The organism is Terribacillus jepli (genome assembly GCF_047228925.1).
Classification (GTDB): domain Bacteria; phylum Bacillota; class Bacilli; order Bacillales; family Amphibacillaceae; genus Terribacillus.
The window spans coordinates 58,792-82,679 of record NZ_JBFEGH010000002.1 but is presented as its reverse complement, the minus strand read 5'-3'; the positions used below and the strand labels follow the sequence as shown (position 1 = coordinate 82,679).

29 protein-coding genes are annotated in these 23,888 nt (G+C 46.4%); 23 read left to right on the top strand and 6 right to left on the bottom strand.

Translation table 11 applies throughout. The features are described from left to right. The first annotated feature begins 106 nt into the window (after positions 1 to 106). The 7 genes from AB1K91_RS02770 (at position 107) to yunB (ending at position 6,595) form a co-directional block, all read left to right on the top strand. Positions 107 to 874, top strand: coding sequence for a DUF817 domain-containing protein (locus AB1K91_RS02770; protein WP_413088370.1), 768 nt, complete (start codon positions 107 to 109; stop codon positions 872 to 874). Between the two features lie 249 nt (positions 875 to 1,123). Continuing rightward, positions 1,124 to 1,912 (top strand): SDR family NAD(P)-dependent oxidoreductase, encoded by a 789-nt coding sequence (locus tag AB1K91_RS02765; protein WP_413087941.1) that lies wholly within the window; start codon positions 1,124 to 1,126, stop codon positions 1,910 to 1,912. Positions 1,913 to 1,989: 77 nt separating this feature from the next. Further along, on the top strand, positions 1,990 to 2,802 hold the full coding sequence (locus tag AB1K91_RS02760; RefSeq protein WP_413087939.1) for a sulfite exporter TauE/SafE family protein: 813 nt from the start codon (positions 1,990 to 1,992) through the stop codon (positions 2,800 to 2,802). Positions 2,803 to 2,819: 17 nt separating this feature from the next. Further along, entirely contained in the window at positions 2,820 to 4,211 is a 1,392-nt protein-coding gene (locus tag AB1K91_RS02755; RefSeq protein ID WP_413087937.1) for a bifunctional metallophosphatase/5'-nucleotidase, read from the top strand. A 53-nt stretch (positions 4,212 to 4,264) separates the two neighbouring features. Continuing rightward, positions 4,265 to 4,564 (top strand): YunC family protein, encoded by a 300-nt coding sequence (locus AB1K91_RS02750; RefSeq protein WP_413088368.1) that lies wholly within the window; start codon positions 4,265 to 4,267, stop codon positions 4,562 to 4,564. A 99-nt stretch (positions 4,565 to 4,663) separates the two neighbouring features. Further along, positions 4,664 to 5,755: an HD-GYP domain-containing protein gene (locus AB1K91_RS02745; RefSeq protein ID WP_413087935.1), complete on the top strand. Its 1,092-nt coding sequence runs from the start codon at positions 4,664 to 4,666 to the stop codon at positions 5,753 to 5,755. 54 nt (positions 5,756 to 5,809) lie between these two features. Next, on the top strand, positions 5,810 to 6,595 hold the full coding sequence (yunB, locus tag AB1K91_RS02740) for a sporulation protein YunB (protein ID WP_413087933.1): 786 nt from the start codon (positions 5,810 to 5,812) through the stop codon (positions 6,593 to 6,595). Between the two features lie 2 nt (positions 6,596 to 6,597). Here the strand turns inward: yunB and AB1K91_RS02735 are convergent, their stop codons facing one another. After that, complete coding sequence (locus AB1K91_RS02735; RefSeq protein ID WP_413087932.1) at positions 6,598 to 7,581, bottom strand: M23 family metallopeptidase; 984 nt, start codon at positions 7,579 to 7,581, stop codon at positions 6,598 to 6,600. A gap of 140 nt (positions 7,582 to 7,721) precedes the next feature. On the opposite strand from AB1K91_RS02735, the gene AB1K91_RS02730 reads away from it, so the two are divergent. From AB1K91_RS02730 to AB1K91_RS02720, 3 genes are read left to right on the top strand one after another with little or no spacing between them, the layout of a single operon-like run. Beyond that, positions 7,722 to 8,006 (top strand): YutD family protein, encoded by a 285-nt coding sequence (locus AB1K91_RS02730; RefSeq protein ID WP_244499220.1) that lies wholly within the window; start codon positions 7,722 to 7,724, stop codon positions 8,004 to 8,006. A 22-nt stretch (positions 8,007 to 8,028) separates the two neighbouring features. Then, complete coding sequence (locus AB1K91_RS02725) at positions 8,029 to 8,481, top strand: DUF86 domain-containing protein (protein WP_413087929.1); 453 nt, start codon at positions 8,029 to 8,031, stop codon at positions 8,479 to 8,481. Further along, a complete protein-coding gene (locus AB1K91_RS02720; protein ID WP_413087928.1) occupies positions 8,468 to 9,235 on the top strand; it encodes a TIGR01457 family HAD-type hydrolase in 768 nt (255 codons plus the stop codon). Before AB1K91_RS02725 ends, AB1K91_RS02720 begins: the two co-directional genes overlap by 14 nt. 33 nt (positions 9,236 to 9,268) lie before the next feature. Here the strand turns inward: AB1K91_RS02720 and AB1K91_RS02715 are convergent, their stop codons facing one another. The 3 genes from AB1K91_RS02715 to AB1K91_RS02705 all read right to left on the bottom strand — a co-directional run bounded on the left by AB1K91_RS02715 (position 9,269) and on the right by AB1K91_RS02705 (position 10,622). Continuing rightward, a complete protein-coding gene (locus AB1K91_RS02715; RefSeq protein ID WP_413087926.1) occupies positions 9,269 to 9,394 on the bottom strand; it encodes a hypothetical protein in 126 nt (41 codons plus the stop codon). 122 nt (positions 9,395 to 9,516) lie between these two features. After that, entirely contained in the window at positions 9,517 to 10,017 is a 501-nt protein-coding gene (locus tag AB1K91_RS02710) for a spore coat protein (protein WP_244499221.1), read from the bottom strand. A 107-nt stretch (positions 10,018 to 10,124) separates the two neighbouring features. Continuing rightward, complete coding sequence (locus AB1K91_RS02705; protein ID WP_093725770.1) at positions 10,125 to 10,622, bottom strand: phosphatidylglycerophosphatase A family protein; 498 nt, start codon at positions 10,620 to 10,622, stop codon at positions 10,125 to 10,127. A gap of 126 nt (positions 10,623 to 10,748) precedes the next feature. Between AB1K91_RS02705 and AB1K91_RS02700 the strand changes: the two genes are divergently transcribed. From AB1K91_RS02700 to thrB, 4 genes are all read left to right on the top strand, one after another. Then, the gene (locus tag AB1K91_RS02700; protein ID WP_413087924.1) at positions 10,749 to 11,708 is read left to right on the top strand and encodes a protein kinase family protein; all 960 of its coding nucleotides are present in this window, start codon (positions 10,749 to 10,751) and stop codon (positions 11,706 to 11,708) included. Positions 11,709 to 11,796: 88 nt separating this feature from the next. Continuing rightward, complete coding sequence (locus tag AB1K91_RS02695; RefSeq protein WP_413087922.1) at positions 11,797 to 13,092, top strand: homoserine dehydrogenase; 1,296 nt, start codon at positions 11,797 to 11,799, stop codon at positions 13,090 to 13,092. Positions 13,093 to 13,097: 5 nt separating this feature from the next. After that, positions 13,098 to 14,153 carry a threonine synthase gene (thrC, locus tag AB1K91_RS02690; RefSeq protein ID WP_413087920.1) on the top strand — a complete coding sequence of 352 codons (1,056 nt, stop codon included), beginning with the start codon at positions 13,098 to 13,100 and terminating at the stop codon, positions 14,151 to 14,153. Continuing rightward, a complete protein-coding gene (gene thrB, locus AB1K91_RS02685) occupies positions 14,153 to 15,055 on the top strand; it encodes a homoserine kinase (protein ID WP_413087918.1) in 903 nt (300 codons plus the stop codon). The genes thrC and thrB overlap by 1 nt, the downstream gene beginning before the upstream one ends. Before the next feature lie 635 nt (positions 15,056 to 15,690). Here thrB and AB1K91_RS02680 read toward each other — a convergent pair. Further along, positions 15,691 to 15,915 carry a NifU family protein gene (locus AB1K91_RS02680; protein ID WP_038564952.1) on the bottom strand — a complete coding sequence of 75 codons (225 nt, stop codon included), beginning with the start codon at positions 15,913 to 15,915 and terminating at the stop codon, positions 15,691 to 15,693. A 156-nt stretch (positions 15,916 to 16,071) separates the two neighbouring features. On the opposite strand from AB1K91_RS02680, the gene AB1K91_RS02675 reads away from it, so the two are divergent. From AB1K91_RS02675 to AB1K91_RS02650, 6 genes are all read left to right on the top strand, one after another. Next, on the top strand, positions 16,072 to 16,377 hold the full coding sequence (locus AB1K91_RS02675; protein WP_413087916.1) for a YuzD family protein: 306 nt from the start codon (positions 16,072 to 16,074) through the stop codon (positions 16,375 to 16,377). A gap of 72 nt (positions 16,378 to 16,449) precedes the next feature. After that, positions 16,450 to 16,686 carry a YuzB family protein gene (locus tag AB1K91_RS02670; RefSeq protein WP_093725777.1) on the top strand — a complete coding sequence of 79 codons (237 nt, stop codon included), beginning with the start codon at positions 16,450 to 16,452 and terminating at the stop codon, positions 16,684 to 16,686. 60 nt (positions 16,687 to 16,746) lie between these two features. Beyond that, positions 16,747 to 17,610 (top strand): diaminopimelate epimerase, encoded by an 864-nt coding sequence (gene dapF / locus AB1K91_RS02665; RefSeq protein ID WP_413087915.1) that lies wholly within the window; start codon positions 16,747 to 16,749, stop codon positions 17,608 to 17,610. Between the two features lie 56 nt (positions 17,611 to 17,666). Further along, complete coding sequence (locus AB1K91_RS02660; RefSeq protein ID WP_413087913.1) at positions 17,667 to 18,026, top strand: HesB/IscA family protein; 360 nt, start codon at positions 17,667 to 17,669, stop codon at positions 18,024 to 18,026. Positions 18,027 to 18,204: 178 nt separating this feature from the next. Beyond that, positions 18,205 to 19,233 (top strand): tyrosine-type recombinase/integrase, encoded by a 1,029-nt coding sequence (locus AB1K91_RS02655; RefSeq protein ID WP_413087911.1) that lies wholly within the window; start codon positions 18,205 to 18,207, stop codon positions 19,231 to 19,233. Positions 19,234 to 19,406: 173 nt separating this feature from the next. Beyond that, on the top strand, positions 19,407 to 20,474 hold the full coding sequence (locus AB1K91_RS02650) for a tyrosine-type recombinase/integrase (protein ID WP_413087909.1): 1,068 nt from the start codon (positions 19,407 to 19,409) through the stop codon (positions 20,472 to 20,474). Between the two features lie 1,356 nt (positions 20,475 to 21,830). Here the strand turns inward: AB1K91_RS02650 and AB1K91_RS02645 are convergent. Beyond that, entirely contained in the window at positions 21,831 to 22,073 is a 243-nt protein-coding gene (locus tag AB1K91_RS02645; protein WP_413087907.1) for a hypothetical protein, read from the bottom strand. Between the two features lie 250 nt (positions 22,074 to 22,323). Here AB1K91_RS02645 and AB1K91_RS02640 point away from each other — a divergent pair, with 250 nt between their 5' ends. From AB1K91_RS02640 to AB1K91_RS02630, 3 genes are read left to right on the top strand one after another with little or no spacing between them, the layout of a single operon-like run. Continuing rightward, positions 22,324 to 22,650 carry a hypothetical protein gene (locus AB1K91_RS02640; RefSeq protein ID WP_413087906.1) on the top strand — a complete coding sequence of 109 codons (327 nt, stop codon included), beginning with the start codon at positions 22,324 to 22,326 and terminating at the stop codon, positions 22,648 to 22,650. Beyond that, complete coding sequence (locus AB1K91_RS02635; RefSeq protein ID WP_413087904.1) at positions 22,650 to 23,456, top strand: hypothetical protein; 807 nt, start codon at positions 22,650 to 22,652, stop codon at positions 23,454 to 23,456. The genes AB1K91_RS02640 and AB1K91_RS02635 overlap by 1 nt, the downstream gene beginning before the upstream one ends. Next, positions 23,453 to 23,815 (top strand): hypothetical protein, encoded by a 363-nt coding sequence (locus tag AB1K91_RS02630; RefSeq protein ID WP_413087902.1) that lies wholly within the window; start codon positions 23,453 to 23,455, stop codon positions 23,813 to 23,815. Before AB1K91_RS02635 ends, AB1K91_RS02630 begins: the two co-directional genes overlap by 4 nt. The last annotated feature ends 73 nt before the right edge of the window (positions 23,816 to 23,888 follow it).

Below are 23,888 nucleotides of genomic sequence, written 5' to 3'. Positions count from 1 at the left end.
AACTCGGAGGTGTGAAGAAATGTACAGAAATCGCAACCTGCCCACTTACTATGCTGGACAGGAATTACCTGCATTCAAAAAGAAAAAGCTGGCTGCAAAGTTCCGGATGGCATGTATACAGCTTATCCGTTTCGGCTGGGAGCAGGCATTATCTTGTTTGTTTCCTGTCATCATTTTTGCTTCGCTGGCACTGACGCAAGTCATTCCGCTTCCCTTGCTGCCGCGCTATGATTGGCTGCTCATCATCTGCCTGCTGATGCAGTGGTTGATGCTTCGTTTGGGGCTTGAGACAAGGGATGAACTAAAGGTAATCACACTATTCCACATCATTGGCCTTGCCCTCGAATTATTCAAGGTACATATGGGTTCTTGGTCATATCCTGAAGAAGGTTACTTTAAAATATTCGGAGTTCCGTTATATAGCGGTTTTATGTATGCAAGTGTAGCGAGTTACCTTTGCCAAGCATGGAGGAGGCTGAAAGTGGATCTGGTCAGATGGCCGCCTTATCTGGTTGTTGTACCTCTAGCAGCTGCGATTTATTTGAATTTTTTCACCCACCATTTTTGGATCGATATTCGCTGGATTTTATCCGGCCTAGTGTTAGTTGTGTTTTGGCGGTCATGGGTTACGTATGAGGTTGGTGAAAGCCGTTACCGAATGCCTTTGTCCCTTTCATTTGTGCTGATCGGTTTTTTTATCTGGATTGCTGAGAATATCGCTACCTTTTTTGGCGCTTGGGAATATCCGAACCAAGCTGATGCCTGGAGTCTCGTTCATTTGGGCAAGGTGAGTTCATGGCTGTTATTGGTGATTGTCAGTTTCCTGATTGTGGCGACACTGAAGCTGTATAAGAAGAAAATGTCGATGGATTAGAAGTGGTTGACGTTAGGCTAAACCTTTTTATACTCGGTTTACAAAAAGACTGAATCCGAGGGCATTCTTCTCATCCAACCTTGAGGGAAACCGAAACACTGTTTTGCTCTAGGATGCTATCCAAAAACCGTTACGTCCGATGAATCAGGCACAAATAGCAAAGCATTAAGCTGAAAGCCAAAAATGTTTTGCTTTCCTGGCGTTCGGGAACATTTTCTTTATGTGAATGAATAAAGGGGATGAAGTCCATTGGGTTACAATCTCGAAGGAAAAGTAGCAATCGTGACCGGAGCCAATGACGGTATTGGTTTAGAAACGGTAAAAGCATTTCTGGATGAAGGAGTCAAAGTTATCGGAGTCAGCTTGAAAACAGATGACGTGAAGGGCATTGCCGATCGTTCTTCCTTTCTGCCGCTGGAGCTGGATCTGACTGACGAAGGTGCAGCCGAGAAAGTGGTCGAGGCTGCTGTGTCTCATTTCGGCAAACTTGATATCCTGGCGAATATTGCGGGGATTGCTATCTATAAGGATAGTTTCATGGATGTGACACTTGATATTTGGAAAGAGACTTTCGAGACAAATCTATTTGCTGTAGTAGCTATGACAAAAGCTGCCATCCCGGAGCTCCAAAAACAGCCGGGAGCAAGCATTGTGAATGTGGCATCCGAGAGCGGGCATGTGCCTGATTCGTTTGCGATCGATTACAGCGGAAGCAAAGCAGCAATCCTCAATCTCACGCAAGCCTTGGCTGATGAATTCGGCGGGGATATCAGGGTGAATGTCGTATCACCTGGTCCGACGCGGACGACAATGTGGAATAAACCAGGCGGTATGGTTGATATGCTCAGTGATATGTTCGACAAAGAAGGCGAGGAGGCTGTCAGCTATTTCGCAAAGGAAGTCCGCCAGATACCTCGTGGGGAAATCGGCAAGCCGGATGAGGTTGCCGATGTGGTTACCTTCTTGGCTTCTGACAAAGCAACGTATGTCAATGGCGCGGAATTTCCGGTGAACGGCGGATCGGTCAAATATAAATGAATTCTGTTATAATAGTATGACTGCGGTATGCAGTCATACTATTTTTATATTCTACATAAAAGATGGAAGGGATACCTATGGTTTTTGCCGTAAGTTTAGTAATAGGGCTCCTTGCAGCAGCGCTTGGCAGTCTGGTAGGTTTGGGGGGCGGTATCATCCTTGTACCGCTGCTGCTTATTTTGAGCGGTTTCTGGGATGCCTTCAGCTGGGCAACACCGCAAGCAATTGTGGGAGTTTCTGTCATCGTGATGATTTTCACCGCTCTATCATCCACACTCACATATATGAGGAGTGGGCGTGTAGATTACAAAAGCGGACTTATTTTCATGGCCGGAGGGGTGCCGGGAGCCATACTCGGTTCTTACTTGAATCGATTTGTATCGGGGGATGGTTTCTCCTTGTATTTCGGTATTCTAGTCTTGCTCGTCTTTTTCATGTTTTTCGTGAAGCGCAAGGAACGGGAAGTGAAGAACCCGAAAGGCATCATCGTTACGAAAGAGCTGGACGGTATGACTTATACATATAGTTTCCGATTCATCGCGGCATTTGCGCTCTCCTTATTCGTCGGACTGCTTTCCGGCATGTTTGGAATCGGGGGAGGCAGCTTTATGGTGCCTGCGATGATCCTGTTGTTTGGGTTCCCGGCGCATGTTGCCGTATCAACCAGTATGTTCATGGTATTCTTCCTCAGCGTTGTCAGTACCGTCATGCATATTTCGCTCGGACATGTGGAATGGAACTATGTGTGGGCCTTTATTCCGGGTGCGATCATAGGTGGAATTCTCGGGGCGAAAGTCAACCAGATGCTAAAAGGTAATACGGTTGTCTGGATATTGCGTATCATGCTCGTATTAGTTGCTGTCCGTCTGATTTGGGATGGGTTGTCGTAATAAAGGAGTAGAGAAGGATGCAGGAAAAGCTGACTATCAACTACACAAATGATTTGCATAGCTATTTCGAAAACTGGCCGAAGATTGTCGGTTACTTGAAGCATAATAAGCAAAAGCTTATGGATGCGGGTCAAACGTGCTGGCTGCTTGATATTGGCGATCATGTTGATCGATCGCGTCCGATTGCAGAGGCATTCCGAGGCAGGGCGAATATCAGCTTGCTGAATGAAGCGGGCTATGATTTTGCGACCATCGGGAATAATGAAGGAATCACGCTTGATTATGATGATCTTTATCATTTATACGATGAAGCGGAATTCCGAATTGCTGTTGCGAATCTTCATTCACAAAAGGGCGAAGATCCTGGCTGGATGGAGCCATCTTGGATTGTTGAAGCGGCCGGTGGAACAAAGGTAGGCATGATTGGGCTGACAGCGCCTTTTCCGGATTTCTATAATTTGATAGGCTGGGATATCGAGGATCCAATGGAAGTGCTGAAGCGGGAGATTGGTCAGCTTCGGTCTTCCTGTGATGTGGTTGTTTTGCTATCCCACTTGGGGCTTTATGCTGATCGTGATATAGCAGCTGCCTTTCCGGAAATAGACGTCATCATCGGCGGGCATACCCATCATCTTCTCCATGAAGGCGAATATGTGAATCAATGTCTGATCACGACTGCGGGGAAGCAGGGATTTCATTTCGGTGAAGTGGAAATCATCTGGGACACAGAACAGAAAATCATTCTAGAAAAGAAAGCCAGGGCCATTCCTGTCGCAGACTTGGAAGATGATGCAGATACGGCTGAGCAAGTTGCCGTTTACTCGGAAAACGCAGAAAAAGCACTGCATCGTTCTGCCGTTGTGCTGCCAGATCCGCTGCCGTCTGCTCCTTATGAAGATTCCCTTGCAATGGATCTTTTGACAGATTATTTGCGCCGATGGACGAAAGCAGATCTTGCTTTTCTCAACGCAGGAGTACTGCTGGATAGTTTTCCGGCAGGAGCTGTATCCTATATGGATATCCACCGAATCTGTCCCCATCCGATCAATCCTGCCACTGTTCCATTGACGGGTGAAGAACTGGAGGAGATCGTCAACGCTGCCTTGCAACCGGATTTCATCACTTTCCCGCTCAAAGGTTTCGGCTTCCGCGGGAAGGTGATCGGAAAGATGGTTTACAGCAGACTATCGTTTGATATAGCAGGTACGGCAGCTAAACCAAAAGCGGTGAATCTGCGGGTCAATGGCAAGCCGCTGGAACCGGAAAGGCTTTATCTGACAGCTATGGCTGACACTTTCACATTCGGCAGCTTGCTTCCTTGTATCAAGCAGGCAAAAGGAAAGAAATATTATATGCCGGAGATGCTCCGGGATTTGCTATTGGAAGCATTCAAGGAAATAGCAAAATGAGCAAACGCCTCCGTTTTTCCAACATAGGATATAACGGAGGTGTATTTAAATTGATGACTGTAGAACCCATGTTCCTGGAAGGAAAGCCTTTTACCGCAGTGACAGTCAAACTGCCGAAAACAACGTTACTGGTCGTGTCGAACGATGTCGGTTATATCATGTGTGGTGCTTTGGATGTTGATTTACTCAACAATAAATTGGCCGATCGGAAAATCATCTCCGGCAGGGCAGTCGGCGTCAAGACGATTGAGCAGCTGCTGGCGGCACCACTTGAGAAAGTGACGGATGCTTCCTGGGCATATGGCTGGAAGCCTGGTATCACGGGTAAGGAAGCGCTGCTCCTTCTGCCGTGAAAAAATTGTCGAACCCTGTACCATCAATCTAGATTGTTTGCCGCTTTTCTGGTACTATTTTATCAGAATGGAATGTTGGAGAAGATAAGGGGTACGACAATGAGATTAGTATCGACAAAATCGGTAAAGCCCGGCAACAGGCTCGCGCAGCCAGTATATAATGACAAAGGCAGTATTCTTATCCAGCGGGATGTGGAATTGACGGCTGGTATCATCGATCGTTTGCAAGAGCTGCGGTATACTTATGTCTATATACAGGATGACAGGCTGCAGGACATCGAGCTCGAATTCTCCACTTCCAATGAAGAACGGCTAAAAGCGATGCAAGTCATCCATAAGTCCTTTCAGGAAATCAAACAAAGCGATAATGGCCGATATTTGACGGAAAAGATGACTGATAAAATCACAAGTTCCATCCAGGAGATGGTCAGCAATCTGCGGCCAAAACGCCAAACATTGACGATTCTTTCCGATATGCTCATATATGATGATTATATCTTTTCTCATTCGGTCAATGTTGCACTATATGCGATGGCCATCGCCAATGAAATGCGGCTTCCGATTTCTGTTGTAGAGGAGATAGGATTTGGCGCAATATTGCATGATGTAGGTAAAATGTTTGTACCCCAGGAAGTTCTGCAGAAGACCGGCAAACTGACGGATGCGGAATTCGAGCAGATCAAGGAGCATACGACGAAAGGGTTTAATTATTTACGCAAGATGAACAATATCCCCCTTGTCATTGCCCATTGTGCCTACCAGCATCATGAACGGATAAATGGTTCCGGCTATCCGCGCGGCATAAGCGGCCCGGACATTCATTTGTACGCAAAGATAATCGGCATCGCGGACGTATTCGATGCTGTGACGAGCAACCGGGTTTACCGGGATGCCATGCTCCCGCATGAGGGTATGGAAATATTATTTGCCGGAGCAGGTGACCAATTCGATATGGAGATGGTCAAAGCTTTCAAAAGAAGTGTGGCCATTTATCCAACTGGCCTGACTGTACGGCTGAGTGATGATCGTATGGGAATCGTCATCCGGCAGAATGAGGATATCAATACGCGGCCGATCGTCAGGATCCTGCAGGAGGCTGATGGGACAGAGCCGGAACCATATGAAGTGAATTTATATGAGCATCTTAATATCACGGTTGTTGCTTGTTCGACATCCGCTGAGGATAACTAGCCTATTCTAAGCTCCCTAGGTCAAGCATAAGCTTGTTTCGAGGGGGTTTTTTTCATGCGTCCATGGCATCGCAGAGCTTCTAAAGCACCACCTTCCTTTCGGCATGTACTACTGATGAGCATGCTGCTTTTCCTGCTATTCACTTCCTTGAGTCTATGGATGGTGAATAAAGGCTTGGAGCCGACGCTTATGGCGATTGCCGAAACAAAAACAGAGCAGTTTGCAAAACAAGCGATCAACCAAGCCGTCCAGGCAGAAAAGGAAGCGGATTTGGACTTGAATGCATTCGTGCAAGTAGAGAAAGATACCAATGGAAATGTCACACATGCCAGCTGGGATGCAGCAACCGTGAATGAAGTGCTGCGGAAGGTGACATTTCGCGTACAGAATTATTTGCGGCTGATGGAGGACGGCGAAATGCCGGCTGTCAGTCAGGAGCAGCTTGCAGAGGAGGCTGCGGCCGATATCATCCAGGAGAAACTGGAAGAAGATCCGACTCTGGTCGATATACCGCTCGGTCAAGCAACCAATAATGCTTTGCTTGCTAATCTCGGCCCGCGGATTCCGGTGAAATTTGAAATGATCGGTTATGTGGAATCCGGTGTCGATGTAAAGGTGGAGGAATACGGCATCAATAATGCGATGTTCGTCTTCATGGTAGAAATCAAAGCAAATGTCCGGATCATCATCCCATTTTCAACCAAGACGACGACAGTGACACAGGATGTGCTGCTTGGCAGTACTGTCATCCAAGGGCAAGTACCGGAATTTTATAATAATGGAGGGGGAACCAGTTCATCACCATCGTTCTCCATACCAATGCAAAAGGAAGGCGAATAAACTCAGCCTTCCTTTTTTTGCTGTTTCGATTTTTGTTCCCAAATCCTTAGGTAAGGATATGGGTCGAAGGAAAATTCCGACCTTCCATTGTCTTTATACATACCGTAATGCAAGTGTGGCGGAAATTTTCCTGATGTTCCGGGAGGTCCGTAACCGCTCGCTCCTACATATCCGATGACATCACCAGGTTTGACGACATTCCCGACGGATACCCCTTTTTCGAATCCATTCAAATGGGCATAGTAGTGATAAATATTATTGCTGTCCCGAAGACCGATACGCCAGCCGCCATACAGATTCCAGCCCTTCAGTTCAATAACGCCATATGTGGTCGCATAAACTGGTACACCGTAATTGGCGAAGATATCCGTACCTTCATGGATTCTTCTGCCGCCAAAGCCCCTGGCATCTCCCCATGTGTTCCGATAGCTATAGTTATGGTGGAGCGGAAGTGGAAAAGAGCGCTCATCCAGCTCGATTGTCCCGAACTTCTCATAGAGCTTGGCGGTATTCATGATGGTCTGAACGGTAAGGTCACGCTCATAATAATGCCAAAGGGCAATTTTGATGTCGTTCTTCGTCGTCCCAGACTTTTGGATGAAAGATGCTATGGTATACAGAATATCCTCCGGGTTATCAGGATCAGCCTGTTTGTCTCCATTTCCATCCCGCCCCAATCCGTGGAACCATAAAATGGAGGATTCGTCTGCATCCTCTCCATGTTTGGCTGCACCAAACCATTTTTCCTCCGGGATTTCGATTGCAATCAGCTTCTCCTCTTTGGATTGGGTGGGGAGATTATGCTCATATTGATCGATTGCAGCCAGGTAATACCAAGGAAGTCCTGTGGCAGCTGCGGTTTTCTTGTAAAGTGCCATGCGCTCCTGTTTTGCTTCATCGCTTTTTCCCGTTTCCTTGGCAGAAGCCGGGAATGGAAAGCTCATGAACAGGAGGATCATCAGCATGGCGATGTGTATCTTTTTCATGTGCTGCTCACCTTTCCTTGCACGTTTGCTGTTAGTTTGTACAGAGATTGGCATTTCTAGTCGTAATAGCGACTTAAAAGAAGTGAAGCGAAAATATGAAGAAAATATGCTACACTAGAAGCAAGATAGGGGTGTCGATAGTGGTGAAAACAACAGTGCAAGGCAAACATTATGAAGTTGTGCAGGATATAAAGGATGCCTTTCAGGAACAGGCATTCCTAAACCGCTACAGTGAAATCCTGACAAAATATGATTACATTGTCGGTGACTGGGGATATGAACAGCTTCGTCTGAAAGGTTTCTTTGATGACGATAATCCGAAGGCCACCTTCGATACGAAAATCAGCACATTGGAAGATTATTTGTATGAGTATTGCAATTTTGGCTGTGCCTACTTTGTCGTGAAAAAGACTTCGGCAAAGTGAGTGCAAGAGAGGGGCAATGACGATGTACTTTGTTGATAAACGAAAAATAGAAGCAATCCTTACATATATGGAAGAACTGCTTGCAGCCGAGATGACTCCTTCAGAAGAGCTTTCCGGGAAGCTTGCGGCAGAGCGCCGGGCACAGCTCTTGATCGAAGGGATTCTTGATACGGGAAATAGTGTGATCGATGGATTCATCATGCGGGATCCCGGCAGCTATGATGATATTATCGACATCCTTGCTGATGAACAGGTGATAGCGGAAAATACGGCACCTGCCTTCAAGGAAATCATTGCATTGCGCAAGATGCTTACTGGTGATTATCTGCATGTGGATCACCAAAAGCTTGCCGGGACGATGGAAAAACATCTGGACCTGCTACGACATTATGTAGAATGGGTAAGAGCTTACCTGGTGAACGAAACGCGGACAGCTTCCGCTTTTGCAAGGAGCAGTGACAATGAAAGCTTATGAGGGGTATCTGATTGATCTCGATGGAACCATGTATATTGGGAAGGAACCGATTGAAGCAGCACCGGGATTCATCCGCAGCCTAAAAGACGCTGGTAAAAAGCATTTATTCGTGACGAATAATAGCACGCGTACCCAAAAACAAGTGGCGGATAAGCTCCGTCTAATGGATATAGAAGCTGATCCGGAAGATGTTTTCACGACAAGTATGGCAACCGCTGCCTATATCCGTGAGCATAATCCGGCAGCAAGGGTATATGCCATTGGCGAGGAAGGACTTTTCGATGCGCTGGCAAAAGAGGAACTTACGTTGGCAGAAGAAGACTGTGATTATGTCGTGATCGGTCTTGATACTTCCATTACCTACGAAAAGTTGGCGAAGGCTTGTCTGCTTGTCCGAGCAGGTGCAAAGTTTCTTTCAACGAACAGTGATAAAGCATTGCCAACCGAAGCGGGCTTGATGCCGGGTAACGGATCATTGACAGCTGTCATTTCCGTCAGTACCGGAATCGAACCGACTTTCATCGGAAAACCAGAAAACATCATGATGGAGCAAGCTAGGAAGCTGTTGGATTTGGACAAAGAACAAGTCCTCATGGTAGGGGACAATTACCTGACAGATATAACAGCCGGGATCCGTGCGGGTATGGATACACTGATGGTATGCACCGGTTTTACAAAGCGGGAGGAGCTTCCATTGCTTGATCCAAAACCGACATATACAATCGACACGTTGACCGAATGGGAATTCAAATGAAGAGCAGCCTCCAAGAGGTCTGCTCTTTTTCTTTTATTGATACATATGGTCGCATTGACCCGCTATTGGATTCATGGCGTCATACTTACGCATATATGCTTGGATCTGTTCTTGATCCTCTGGTACGATCTGATACATGGCACCGATTTTGCTGGCCATTTCCGGATTCGCCTGTTCGAGTGCATAATACCCTCTTTTAACAGCGTACCGCCACATATCTTAGGCAAGGGAACAGTTCCAAGAGAAATCTTTCACTCGGAAATGATGAAAAGCAAATGTTGTCAGTAACCCATTTGCAGTGCTCTATTGGCATTGCGGATGTCATTTTGCAGCAAACGTTCAAAGTCGTAAGCAGGGTAAAGTCCTCTTCTATACATAAAATCAAAGATTCTTGCATGGGTATCTATTGCCAGCTGTAATTGTTTTCTTAATGTTTCCCGAAGAGCTGGTGTTGCAGTTTCTGTAATGGCGATGGCATAATTACGAACAGAAGTTTTGGCAAAAACAAGTAAATCACTGGCGTAGAAGGCTGTGCTGACCCGAGTCTCTGTTTGATTGTGTACGCTTGGTGCATATGGGAAAAATTGAAGCAATTCATTGAGATTGTTTTCCAACCCTTTGATGGTTTGCTCATATATAATGCGAAGTTCTCCGTCATTGACGTTTCCAATGAATTGCTTGAGCTTCATCAATGCTACAGCTTGGGAAGCGACGAGTTCATGCAGCTCAAGTGTTTCATGCCATGCCAAATGATTTGGATAGCTGGTCGATGTATTTTCCAAGAGATTTACCTCCTCGTATAATAGACGTTTACACTATATTCGGGCAGTTGTTATCTTGATACTTTTGCCATAAAAAAGAAGCAGCCTCTGTAAGCTGCTTCTTTTGTTCAACCATCGATATTTTCTTCTTCATTCTGACTATGGGCAAGTCTGCTGGCTGCGGCTGCGGCTATCGCGCCGACGATATCATCCAGAAACGTATGACATTCCCCGCTGCTCTTGTCATTCAGCTTTGCCAGAATCCCTGGCTTTTGCTTGTCGATATAGCCGTAATTCGTAAATCCAATCGAACCATAAAGGTTGATGATGGAGAGTGCAATGACTTCATCGATTCCATACAGGCCCTCATCGTTTGCCAGGTTATCCTGAAGCGGCTGTTCCAATTTTCCTTGTTCGGTAAGCACATCAAGCTGGATCCCTGTCAGGATGGCATTCTGGACCTCTCTCTTGGACAACACTCGTTCCACATTATAAATACATCGATCCATAGTCAGACCAGGATAATATTTGTCTTGCAGGAAATGGACAAGCTCAGCGATGTCTTCTACTTGTACCCCTCGTTCGATGAGCCACTCCCGTGCTTTTTTTTCTAATTCAGCTGTCATAAGATCACTTCGCTTTCCTATGTATGATACTGGTAGCAGTATACCCTTCTAGCTTATGCGTCAACCATCAGCTCTGAACATGATTCGCACAGTTGCTTCATAAAATAAAGCAGGAGGTGTTTGCTCGTGTTGCAGTTGATGCAGCAATATATACCTGGATTCACCGGAAAACCGGTTTCCTATCGCAATTATCATGCATATCAGACAATGGATCGTTTATATGTCATTATACCAGCAAGGACGGATCAAGACAGCTATTATGAATTAGCTGCCATCACCGCCTATATGCAGGAGGCGGGTTTTTCGCGTCTCGCGCAGCCGTTACTCTCGACGAAAGGACAAATTTTGACTGTTTATGAGAATACCGCTTATCTAGTCGTGGAGATGCCGCCGCCATATACGCGAAAGCTTCATGCCCATGGGGCTGAATTGGCGTTATTCCACCAGCTTGGTGCCGGCTGTCCGTTTGCGCCGGATACTTTATCCAGCTACGGAAGATGGAGTGATTTGTGGACTGCGCGTTTGACCCAGGCGGAAAAGCTCTATTCCGATATTTATCAAAAACGTCCACTTGTCCATGAGGAGCGGGTTTTCCTGGACACGTTTTATTATGTGATTGGCAGGGCGGAACTCGCCATCCAATATTTGAATGAAACAAACACTGAATTCCGTTTTACAGACTATGATCAGCCAACGACGGTATTTGTGAAATACCAATCCGAGCTGGCTGATACATATGTACTGCCACACGCAATCATATATGATCATCCTGCACGAGATCTGGCGGAATATACAAGGAATTCCTTTTTAAAAGAGGAAATGAGTGAGGCGGCGGACTTCCTGCAGTCTTATATGCAGGTCTGCCCTCTGTCTGTATTCGGCATGAGGCTGCTGTATGCCAGGCTGATCATGCCGCTTCATCTGTTTGATCAAATGGAGCGGGGACTGGAAGGAACAGCTGGGAAAGAGTATGAAAAACTCATCATGCAGCAAAGTGTGTATGAACAGCGTTTAGCTGGACTTTTTCAGCATATGCAAGTGGATCCGCAGGCTCTTGAAATACCTTTGTTGGAAAATTTTTTGTAAAGTTGGTTGCGATAGTAGATTGATAGAGTTATAATGTCCTTTATATAAGAACACTTGTGTATTTCAGGTGGACAGGAGGCTGGATGAGATGAAGCAAAAGATACAAATCGGCTTATGCGGCCTTGGTACAGTCGGAAGCGGTGTTGTTCAGATTCTGCAGGAGCATCAAGAACAAATCCGCTATAGGCTTGGCTGTGAAGTGGAAGTGGCCAAGGTACTCGTCAAAAATAAGGATAAAAAGCGGGAATATATGGCGGATGGCAGCATTTTGACCACAGATCCTGCTGCTATCACCGATAATCCAGCGATCGATATCGTGGTCGAAGTGATGGGCGGACTGGAGGACACCTATCAGCTGCTGGAACGCAGTATCCGGAATCGCAAGCAGATTGTGACAGCCAATAAAGACCTGATGGCCGAGCATGGGGATAAGCTGTTTGCGTTGTCCCAGGAATATGATACGGATATCTACTACGAGGCTAGCGTGGCCGGCGGGATTCCGATCCTCCGTTCGCTAAGTGACGGCCTTGCTTCAGATAAGATCCAGAAAGTGATGGGGATCGTCAATGGGACGACGAACTTCATCCTGACGAAGATGACAGACGAGAAACGATCATTTGAAAAGGTGCTGAAGGAAGCCCAGGAGCTCGGATTCGCTGAAGCAGATCCCACTTCGGATGTGGAAGGTCTGGATGCAGCCCGTAAAATGACGTTGCTTGCGAATTTGGCTTTCAAGATGCCTGTCGCCTATGGGGATGTCGATGTAGCGGGTATCACTTCCATTTCCCGGGAAGATATCGAGTTTGCCGGGAAGCTCGGCTATATCGTGAAACTGATCGGAATTGCCGCGATGGATGAGGGCAAAGTCGAAGTGAGTGTCGAGCCGACTTTGCTGCCAGAAGCACATCCGCTCGCACAGGTGAAGAATGAATTCAATGCTGTCTATGTATATGGGCAGGCAGTGGGAGAGACGATGTTCTATGGTCCGGGCGCCGGCGGACTGCCCACAGCGACGGCAGTCGTATCGGATTTGATGGAAGTCGTCAAAAACATCCGGCTTGGCGTAAGCGGAAAAGCTTATGTACAGCCGCAATACAAGACCGCTTTAAAAGATGATACCGAAAAACATGCCAAGCACTTTATCAGAGTGGAAGCAGAGGACCAGACTGGTGCATTCCACGCAGTCACCAACGTGTTTGCCGAACAAGATGTCTCATTTGCGAAAATCCTTCAGCTTCCGCATCCTAGCTCGAAGACAGCAGAGGTTGTCATGGTGACGCACAAACATAGCAAAAGGCAAATCGAAAACAGCATACAGCAGCTGGAACAATTGGACGTCGTGAAACGTGTTATCAGCTGTTATCGTGTAGACGGAGAGGATTGAGCAGGATGGTATGGAATGGACTATTGGAAGCTTATAGAGAGCATTTGCCAATTTCAGAGGAAACACCAGCTGTAAACCTTGGGGAGGGCAATACCCCCCTTGTAAAGCTGGAGAAAATATCAGCAGCGTATGGCATCGATGCCTATGCCAAAATTGAAGGAGCGAACCCGACAGGCAGCTTCAAGGATCGCGGCATGGTGATGGCGATTGCCAAAGCGAAAGAAGCAGGGGCCAAAGCAGTCATCTGTGCGTCGACAGGGAATACATCGGCTTCAGCAGCAGCCTACGCCGCACGTGCCGGAATGCGCTGCTTCGTCGTCATTCCGGAAGGGAAAATCGCCCAAGGCAAGCTTGCACAGGCAGTGATGTATGGAGCGGAGATCTTTTCGATCGAGGGTAACTTCGATGATGCACTGCGAGTGGTACGGAACTTGAGCGAAACGGAACCTGTCGCACTTGTCAATTCCGTCAACCCATATCGTCTCGAAGGACAAAAAACGGCAGCCTTCGAGCTGTGTGAACAATTGGGACAAGCACCTGATTATCTTTTCATTCCCGTCGGAAATGCCGGCAATATCAGTGCTTACTGGAAAGGCTTCAAAGAATATGAGCAGGAAAAAGGATTTAACCTGCCAGTTCTGAAAGGCTACCAGGCAAGTGGAGCAGCACCAATTGTGCATGACCGCGTGTTCGAGAATCCAGAAACCGTCGGAACGGCCATCCGTATCGGGAATCCGGCAAGCTGGCAAAAGGCGACCGCTGCAAGAGATGAATCCGGCGGTACGATCGACGAGGTGACAGATGAGCAAATCATCGCAGCTTATCAGAAAATCGCCCGTAAGGAAGGCGTATTTGCTGAGCCGGGTTCATGCGCGTCATTTGCAGGACTTTTGAAGGCATTGGAACAAGGAGAGGTGGCAAAAGGTTCAAAAGTGGTCTGTGTGCTGACTGGGAATGGATTGAAGGATCCAAATACAGCAATCGAATACAGCACGATCAAGCCGGTTGTTCTCCCGAATGATGAGACAGTGATTGCGGATGCCATCAAGGAGCGGATGTAATGAAGCGCTGGCAAATAAGCGTCCCGGCTAGCACTGCCAATATCGGACCAGGCTTCGATTCTGTTGGAATTGCCTTGGATCTGTTTTTGGAACTAAATGTGCAGCTCGGGGACGAGTGGGAATTCATCCCGTTGTCAGATGCAGTACAAGGCCTGCCGTCTGGCAAGGACAATATGATTTACCAAACGGCCAGGTTTGTCGCTAAACGATATGGATTTGAAGATCTGCCAGCTTGTACAGTCCGTATGAATAGCGAAATCCCGCTGGCAAGGGGACTCGGCAGCAGTGCGACTGCCCTTGTGGCTGGGATCGAGCTGGCGGATTGCCTCTTATCGCTTCAGCTGAGCGATGAAGAAAAGCTTGAGATCGCCGTCAGTTTGGAAGGACATCCAGATAATGCAGCGCCATCGATTTTGGGCGGCTGTGTGATTGGATATTATGATGACAAAGTCCATCATGTGCAAACACCTATAAAAAATGTGCGTTTTCTGGCTGTGATTCCGCCATTCGAGCTCGCTACAGCGGATGCCAGGGCGGTCCTGCCCGAACAGCTTCCGTATAAAGAGGCGGTAAAAGCTAGCGGCATTGCCAATGTAGCAGTGGCTGCCTTGCTGCAGCAGGATTGGAAGCTGCTTGGGGAGATGATGAAAAGGGATCTTTTCCATCAGCCTTACAGACAGTCGATGATTCCTCATTACGGCGAAATAGCAGCGTCTTTGCAGGGTACAGCGTATGGCGTCTATTTGAGCGGAGCCGGTCCGACGATGATTGCTGTCGTAGATGAAATAGCAGCGGATGCCATCCATGCGGACTATCAAAATAAATATCCAGGCTTTGAGTGGCTGTTGCTTTCTTGTGCTGCAAAAGGCAGCTGTACAGAAGAACTTGCGGTTGAAGCTTAATCCGAACCACAGAAATCATATATTTCTGTGGTTTTTAACGTTTATTGTTTTTGGGGGTTGTATGTCTTCAGGTTACTAGGATTTTACTTCGGACGTTAGGAATCAACAAAAAGCCTGATGTTGGTTTTCATTTTCGCTAGGAAGATACAGAAGAATGGTGTCACACTAAACATGGTTGGGTAGGGGGTACTTATGAGATTAACAATCGAACGAATAATTCTGAAGATGAATTCTCAAAGCAAACGATTGCCGAATTGTGGAAATCTGCTTCAATGTGCTTAACAAACCAAGAAGCTATTGACTATGGTGTATACCATGAATTTGAAACTGATTACAAGGGTGACTATACTTTGAGCATTGCGACAGAGGATGATACAAGCGAATCTTCAATAGAGTTATCTGATAATACAAAATATGAAATCTTTCCTGTAGACACAACAAATGAACAAGGTATCATAAATACTTGGAAATGTATATGGAAGCATGAGGAGGAGGGGACGCCTGCAAAGAGAGTTCTCATATGATTTGGAGGAATATCATCCGAATGGGGAAGTAGAGATTTACATAGCGATTAAGTAATTTTGTAGAAAAAACCCACAGAGAAGGAGCACTTCTCTGTGGGTTTGTTGTTTCTATTAGAATACTTGCTCGATCTCACGCACTCCAGGAACCTCAGCCATCAAGGCACGTTCGATTCCGGCTTTCAATGTGATCGTAGAGCTTGGGCAGTTACCGCATGCTCCCATAAGGCGCAGACGCACGATACCTTCATCAACATCGACAAGCTCGACGTCACCGCCATCACGAAGCAAGAATGGACGTAATTTATTCAGAACTTCTTGTACTTGGTTTTCCATCATCCATTATCCCCCTTACGATTATATATTCATTATAAATCCTTTCCGTCAAAAAATCCACGATAGCTAACTGAGAAATTTTATCAATTAAAAATGTATTCCAACATCTTACTGGTTACGGTAAACTGAAGGTAACAGCATACGAAAGGGTGGAACAGGATGACAACCAGGATCACCGTGTACGGTGCAGATATCATTTGTGCAAGCTGTGTCAACGCACCGAGCTCAAAGGATACATATGAATGGCTTCAGGCAGCCTTGGCAAGGAAGTTTGCAAACAAGCAGTTCCAATTCGACTATATCGACATCCACGAACCGCCGGCGGATGAAAAACACAAACAATTTGCGGCTAAAGTGATCGATGAGGATTTGTTCTATCCGGTTGTACTGGTAGATGATGAAATTGCTGGGGAAGGGATCATCTCGCTTAAGGCGGTCACAAAAGCAGTCGAAAAGTCAGCCTAGTTGTGCTTGCATCCCGCATTATGGTAGGATTATCACTTGATAGTGTTACATCCTAGAATAGGAGTGAGCGGGATGAATCCGATCATCGAGTTTTGTGTAAATAATCTGGCCTCCGGCTCGCAGGAAGCTTTCGAAAAGCTCGACAGCGATCCAGGTCTCGATGTGATAGAATACGGCTGTACAAGCTTTTGCGGCATTTGCGCGCAGCACATGTTCGCGCTAGTTAATGGCGAGCCGGTGACTGCTGAAACAGCCGATGAACTTGTCGAGAATGTTTACAAGTTCATTGAAGAAAATCCGTTATTTTAATTGGCCATGCGTCTGCATTCCGCAGGCCATGGCTTTTTTCATAGTAGAGGAGAAGAGACAATGGACATACCTTTTGTAAAATTGCACGGCTTGAAAAATAGCTATATTTTCGTAGATCTATTCCAATTCCAACTGGAGGAGGAAAGCTTGGCACCGCTTGCGATAGCTGTAGCAGACAGGAATACCGGCATCGGCTCTGATGGCTTGATTCTCATCCATCCTAGTGATACATGTGATGTCGGCATGCGCATTTTCAACCTTGACGGATCTGAAGCCATGAATTGCGGAAATGGTCTGCGCTGTGTTGCAAAATACGCTTATGAGAATAACTTAGTGGAAAGTGATACATTCACCATCCAGACAAAAGCGGGACAGGTAGAAGCACAAGTCCATGGAACCAGAGCGCATGTACATGAAGTGACGGTGGATATGGGCGCGCCGATTTTACAGCGGGAATTGATTCCGATGCAAGGTGCACCAGCCCAGAAAGTAGTAGCGGAAGATTTTCAGTCAGGGGAAGAACAGCTTTTGGTAACGGCGGTGAGCATGGGCAATCCGCACGCGGTCTTCTTCGTCGATAACATCGATGATGCGCCGCTTTACACACAAGGTCCCGTTATTACGAATGACCCTCGATTCCCGGAAGGAGTCAATGTTGAATTCATCGAGATGCTCTCAGATAGGGAGATGCATTTCCGCGTTTGGGAACGCGGTTCAGGTGTGACACAGGCATGTGGCACCGGTGCCTGTGCGGCAGTTGTTGCAGCTATCCTGAATGAAAAGGCACCATACGGGGAAGAAGTGACTGTTCATCTAAGCGGTGGCGATCTGTTCATTCGCTGGGAAAAGGATGGATCTGTCTGGATGCGCGGTGCAGCCGAAAAGACAGTATCTGGAACATTCCATTGGGAGCGCGGTGCTTGAGCATCTTTATATAGGAGCGTATACTAAAGATAAGATTAGAATGGGAGGTAACCTGAATGGTGTTGAATATTACGGACAGTGCCAGCCTTCAGATCAAGGACATGTTGAAGGAAGAAGACGAAGAAACTGTCTTTCTCCGCTTTGGCGTCAAAGGCGGCGGTTGCAGCGGTCTTTCCTACAGCCTCGGCTTTGAATATGAGAAAAACGAAGAATTGGACACATATGAAGTGGTTAACGATATCCCGGTCATCATCCGTTCCATGGATATCCCGGTCATCGACGGAACCACCATCGATTTTAAACAAAACATGATGGGCGGCGGGTTCACCATCGATAACCCGAATGCCATTGTCAGCTGCGGGTGTGGGTCGTCGTTCAAGACAGCGACGAATGCTGGTACGCCGGAGAATTGCTAGCGTTTCATCATCCGATAGGCTAATCGGAAACGTTAGCGGAGGGTTACGGATTGCGGGCGGATTTTGAAGAAAAACAATTCCGATAATGAACGTAAACAACCGTAATATCGGCGGGAATGGATTGTTAATCACGGCTTTCTTAACGGTAAAACTTACTCGTTAGGAAGGTCGTTTTATTATGGCGTTAAAGAAGAAGACACGGAAAAGAGTCGTAGCATTATCCGAAAAAGTGAAGGAGTATCCGGAGCTTTCGCTAGATCAAGCGCTAGAAATCGTAGTTGCCGGAAAACGAGCGGAGGGCGTGCGGGATAGAACGTTAAGAGACTACGTAAAGATGTTCGGATACTTCCGAGAATGGCTCGACGAAAATTACGAGGTATCGCATGTCGGCGAATTAACTGCGGAGATGTTCCGAAATTACATCAACTATATGAAATACGATAAGCCTCGTTATGGCGGCCACAAATTTATAACGGCGGACCAGGGCGTAGGTCTCTCCGATACTACGATAAACATTAACCTCCGTGCGCTTATCGCGTTGTTTAATTTCTTGGAGCGCGAAGAATTGATTCCGGTTAGTCCGATGCGGAACATTAAGCTGCTTCGTTTCGACCAGAACGATTTGACTAACGCGTTGACTGACGATGAAGTGCGCAGGATCCTAGCGGTACCGAATCTAAAGGAATACGTATCATTCCGAGATTATGTTGCGATTAATATTCTGCTTGACTGCGGATTGCGTGCGCAGGAGCTATTGTCGCTACGAACGGCAAATATCGATTTCCAGACGCGGTTCATCCATATCGACGCCGATAAAAGTAAGAACCGGAAAGAACGGATGGTGCCGATGTCTACGCATACTTCGAAATTAATATTGCGATTGATAACAGAAAACAACGAGCACTTCCGGACAGACCGGCTGTTTCTTTCCAGCTACGGAGAGCCCCTCGGTCAGAACCATTTTAACAAGCGACTGAAGTATTATGCGGAGAAGGCCGGAGTGACTGCGAAGAAAAGAACAGCGCACGTTTACCGCCATACATGGGCGAAAAATATGGTCCTCGAAGGCTGCGATGCCTTTACGCTGCAGAAGCTCGGAGGGTGGTCGGATATTCGTACGATGCGCCGATATATTCAGATGGACATAAAAGAAATGCGCGAGAAGCACGATCAGTTTTCGCCATTCGTGAGTAACCGATATAAATAAGAAACGATAAGACTAGCGTCATCCTTTTCGGAGGGTGGCGCTATTTTTGTACCTTCGTTTTTTCCGTTAACTTCCGTTTGTTTTCGCTGACACTTCGAAAACGCCGTCATAGCAACGTTTTAAAGGGTTTTTGGTGCTGATTATCGAAGATGGAGAATAGGTGATAAAACAGTATGAGACACAAATACAACTATGACAAATTTGAACACGAAATATCATTAGGCAACCGAGAAGTTAGAGCAGAAGGAAAAGACTTAGTAGTAGATTATCTGTTTTCCGAAGCTATTGATTCATTTATTAACGTAAAGAAGGCGGAGGGCTGCCGAAACAGTACACTAAAAGAGTATAGCAGGACCTTTGGTTACTTTACGGATTACCTTGACGAGTTCAAATCGGAGATTCGATTTATTCATGAATTAACAACATCAGACGTCAGGGATTACATAAACTTTCTTCAGTTTGATCGGATCCAATATGATGGATTATCGGACAAAGAGAACGGAAAGGTCGGACTGGCGCCGGCAACAATAAATATAAGGCTACGTAATCTCCGGACCTTCTATAATTTCTTGAATCGGGAAGGCTACACGGATATCAATCCGATGACACCGATAAAACAGCTGCGTACTGATACCGAGAAGATCCGATATTTTACCGACGATGAAATAAATAAGATACTCAACGTAATTGATGTTAAAACATACGCAGGGTTCCGCAGTAAGATACTTATTTACTTTTACCTGGACGGAGGATATCGAGTGGCTGAGCCAGTGAACCTCCGGAAATCTGATATTGATTTCGATAGACGTATCTGTACGCTACCGGCAAATGAATCCAAAACTCGGAAGTATCGTGATGTACCCGTATCAAAGTTTGTCCTCGATCTTATCGGGAGGCTTATTAAGGAGAACGAGAAATTTTTCGGAGAGAGCGATTTTATCTTTTTGTCGGCGTTCGGGGATCCGTTGAAACCTGATGCTATTCGTCGACTATTTCACCGGTATGCCAGACGGGCAGGTTTGGCGCAAATACAGCCGGGAAGATTCCGCCATACGTTCGCGATAAAGTATCTAAAAAAGGGCGGAGACATAATGACGTTAAGCAAGATAATGGGACATTCATCAATAAAGACAACGGAGAATTATCTGCAGTTTTCGCGAGATGATATCGTTGCAGCTCATGAAAAGTTTGCGCCGAGTAAGGATTTTTATAAACGAAAGTCGATCAGGAATCGAATATGACTTTTCTCGGACAACATGCGGTCAAAACCCGCCCTATCGTGGCAGTAATTCCGCCGAAAGGTGAGCAATCGGTAAATACGCGGACGGTTTGACGTCAAACCATTTCGGAGAACGTACTACGTTATTCGTCGACGTCGAGATTTACTCCGATCAGCTACCGGAAAAGTGATACTTGGGCAGATACCGCGCTAATTACTACTACATTCCGTTTAGCAGGATAAATGTGCTAAAATCCGTCGAAAACGTTGATATAATGCGGGTTGTAGCGTCTTTCCCTTAAAGAGAGTATATAAAAGTGCTAAAATACAAGCACTGCATATCGGTACAAAAACCGTACCTCATGCCATCTAATTCCACCGATAAGATATTATTCGGAGTAAAGTAATCTGCAGGGCGATCTTTCCCTGCTGAGGACGTTCTTTGTCCGAAAGGGTCGGTAGTGTAGTAGTAAATATCATCGGAAATATTTCCCGTGTAAAGCTGCACCTTGTCGCTATCCTCATGCACATATCGACGGCAATAAATCGCCACGAATCGCATAGCCACGCGCTTTACAACATATATCGGAGGTAGCTGCAACATGTGCCGAAACCTTGACGAGGGTTTACGATATGCCGATATACCAGGCGCAGGCTTCACGCGGGAGAGGGTGCCAAAATTTCGGGGGCTGAATGAATCGGATATGCAGCCGAATGAATAACGACAGGCCTATCGTTTATACATTATCGGCGGATTTCACAAACGAAATAAGCGTGACGAATGCCGGTATATCAACGATGTATAAGAACGTGCATAAACAATAAAATTCGGCACTTTGTGAAACGTTGATATGATGCGGTTTGTGGCATAACGCAAGTTCCGAAAATGGTGATTATGTAAACTGTAAATTTATACGATATACAACGTTATGCAACGGTGATTGGCCGGAAGTGTATGCAATATTCCCAGATCGGCAGCCGAAGAAAGCCGCGGGGGTGGTCGCGCCGGGTCCGCCCTCTCCAAGCAGCCAAACCGAACGAGCATCATTTTTAACTCCGGGGGCTGAAAAATTCGCGCCAAAAATTTTAATCTCAGGGGCTTATATAGGAATTAACTGCGCTCATGCTACGGCATCGGCGCTTTTTTGTATTCTCTAGGCGGTTGAGCTGGGTACTATATATAGGGACTTTTCTCGGAGGGGCGTGCGATGATGCTTCGGACGATGGCGGAGGATGCGAAGTGTGCGGCGAGGGTTATCGTTCTTTAACTGGTACGACATCGTACCAAAATAAATGTTGAACTATTATGTTTGTCCGAAATACGTACCCGATTCCTATGAGCAGGAATTACGCAATAAAAAAGACGCCTAGTTGGCGCCTATTCTGCGTCATATGTAAAAACATCAGTGACGTTGAATCGCTTGTCTATTTTCTTCTCGGAGGCAAGTCTATTGATCGTATCGAGTATCGCGGTCAATGTATCGTAGTTAATCGACTTACTTTCGCTCTTAACGATATCCGCAATAGTTGCCGGACGTACCTTTGCTTCTACGGCGAGCTTGTTACGGGATACATCTAGTGTGTTTAGTGTGTCTTCTAGTGTGAATCTTATTTTCCCCATCCTATATATAACCTCCGTTTATTTATGCGTTCATTATACCTTAAAAAATTCTTTTCGTAAATCGCTTGACGTATGACTCGTCGAGTTATATTATTAACTCATAAAGTATTACTCAAATAGTTAAACTGAAAACGTAAGGAGGCGCTCACAATAACAAATCCGAAAATAGCTTTCCCGATACTATTCGCAGCAACGCTGGCCTTTGTCTACGTCACTTTGATTATCGCCTTATAGCGAAAGGAGCCGGAAAATGAACGAAGTTAAAGTAGAAATCCGCTTTATGGACGAGTACCGCAAGCAGCAATCCGTCACTGTAACAGGCAGCGCATTATCGGAGGACATCGTAATGGTGCCGCACGATCCGGAGGAAGTCACTTTTTACCGATTCAGCCGCCGAATTGGAGATCGAATCATCGTTATATCGGAGGAAAACGAAACATTCGCGCTAGCATTTCCGACGCTGGATGCCGCAGGCGCAGCCGCCATCGTTAACGTATTCCAGTCCGATAGTCTACTCGAAGTCGTCCGCCGTGGTATTACCGAAACTAAAAAACGCCTACAAGGGAGCGATAAATAATGAAAAGAAACGAAATCATCGAAGCGATTAAGGTACAAGGTCATCCGCAGGTCCGCCCGGATGTATCCGCAGAAGCATTCGAAAAACTAGCCGATCTATACTTCGCGGCATTCGATATGCCGGAAGCTGTCCGCAAACATTGCCGCGCTTCTATCGATGAAATGAGTAATATCGACGAGATCTTCGATGCAATCCGCCAACGTTACAATATCCCGGATGTTGCCGGAGAAATGCCGACCGGTCCTTACGTAAAATGGCGCAAGGTGGACGTCGAGGAGTTCTTCCTATTGGCAACTCGTGTCGGGAACCGTGTACAACTTCGATTCAACGATGAAGGATTTAACCGAAGCAAGGCCGTATCAATCGCGGAGTATGATCGCATGTTTCCGACTGATCCGCTAGAGGAATCGCAGGATAGCCGAACGCTATGTGTTTATGTCGAAGTCCTTACAGATATCTTCGGCGAAGAATTGGACGCAGAACTGCACGCAATTTACGGAGACTTCCCGAAAGCAGAGGCGGAAGCTACCGAGCCGTCCTTCCGATGGATTAGCGCCGATCCTTTCGAAGCTGAACTATATCTCGCGCAGTTCGTCCGAGTTGCCGGCGATATTACAGTGAAGTACCAAGCGCCAAACGGACATACCTTTGTCGCGCATATGACGCCGGAAGAGTACGCCGAGCTATATCCGCATGAGAAGCCGTTAGGATATGTCGAGTCAACTTCTGAAATGATTACGGCCGGCTGCCTAATTGCCATTTTCGGAGCAGAAGTCGAAACTGCTGTAAAGGGGGCGATAGCATGACTCTCGCCTCTCACTATTTCGAGCGTCTCAAGGAACTACATAAAGAAATTGCCGAAAATTTCGAAATGCTGAATAAGATGCAATCCGAAGCGGACAAGCAGGTCAGCGCCATATATCACGAGATCGAAAAGCACGATTTCGATGAAACGGAAGGATTCCAGTATGCCCGTGAACTGAAAGACGTTCTGCAGAGACGCCGGTGCATTAAGAGCGAATTAATACAACTGCAGCCAGCTCACGATCTTCTGCGCCGTCATATATCGGAGGTTGAGCGAGAATACAAGCGTCGGGTACGAAAGGGCGAAGAGGTTGCGCGTAGTTTGAACGCCACGATCACGATTGAGGCCGTTTTGAACTGAAATACTTATCAATTTTTTTAGATTATAAACATAGTGCATTTACTCGAATGATTTTATGAGTCTGAATAAATTA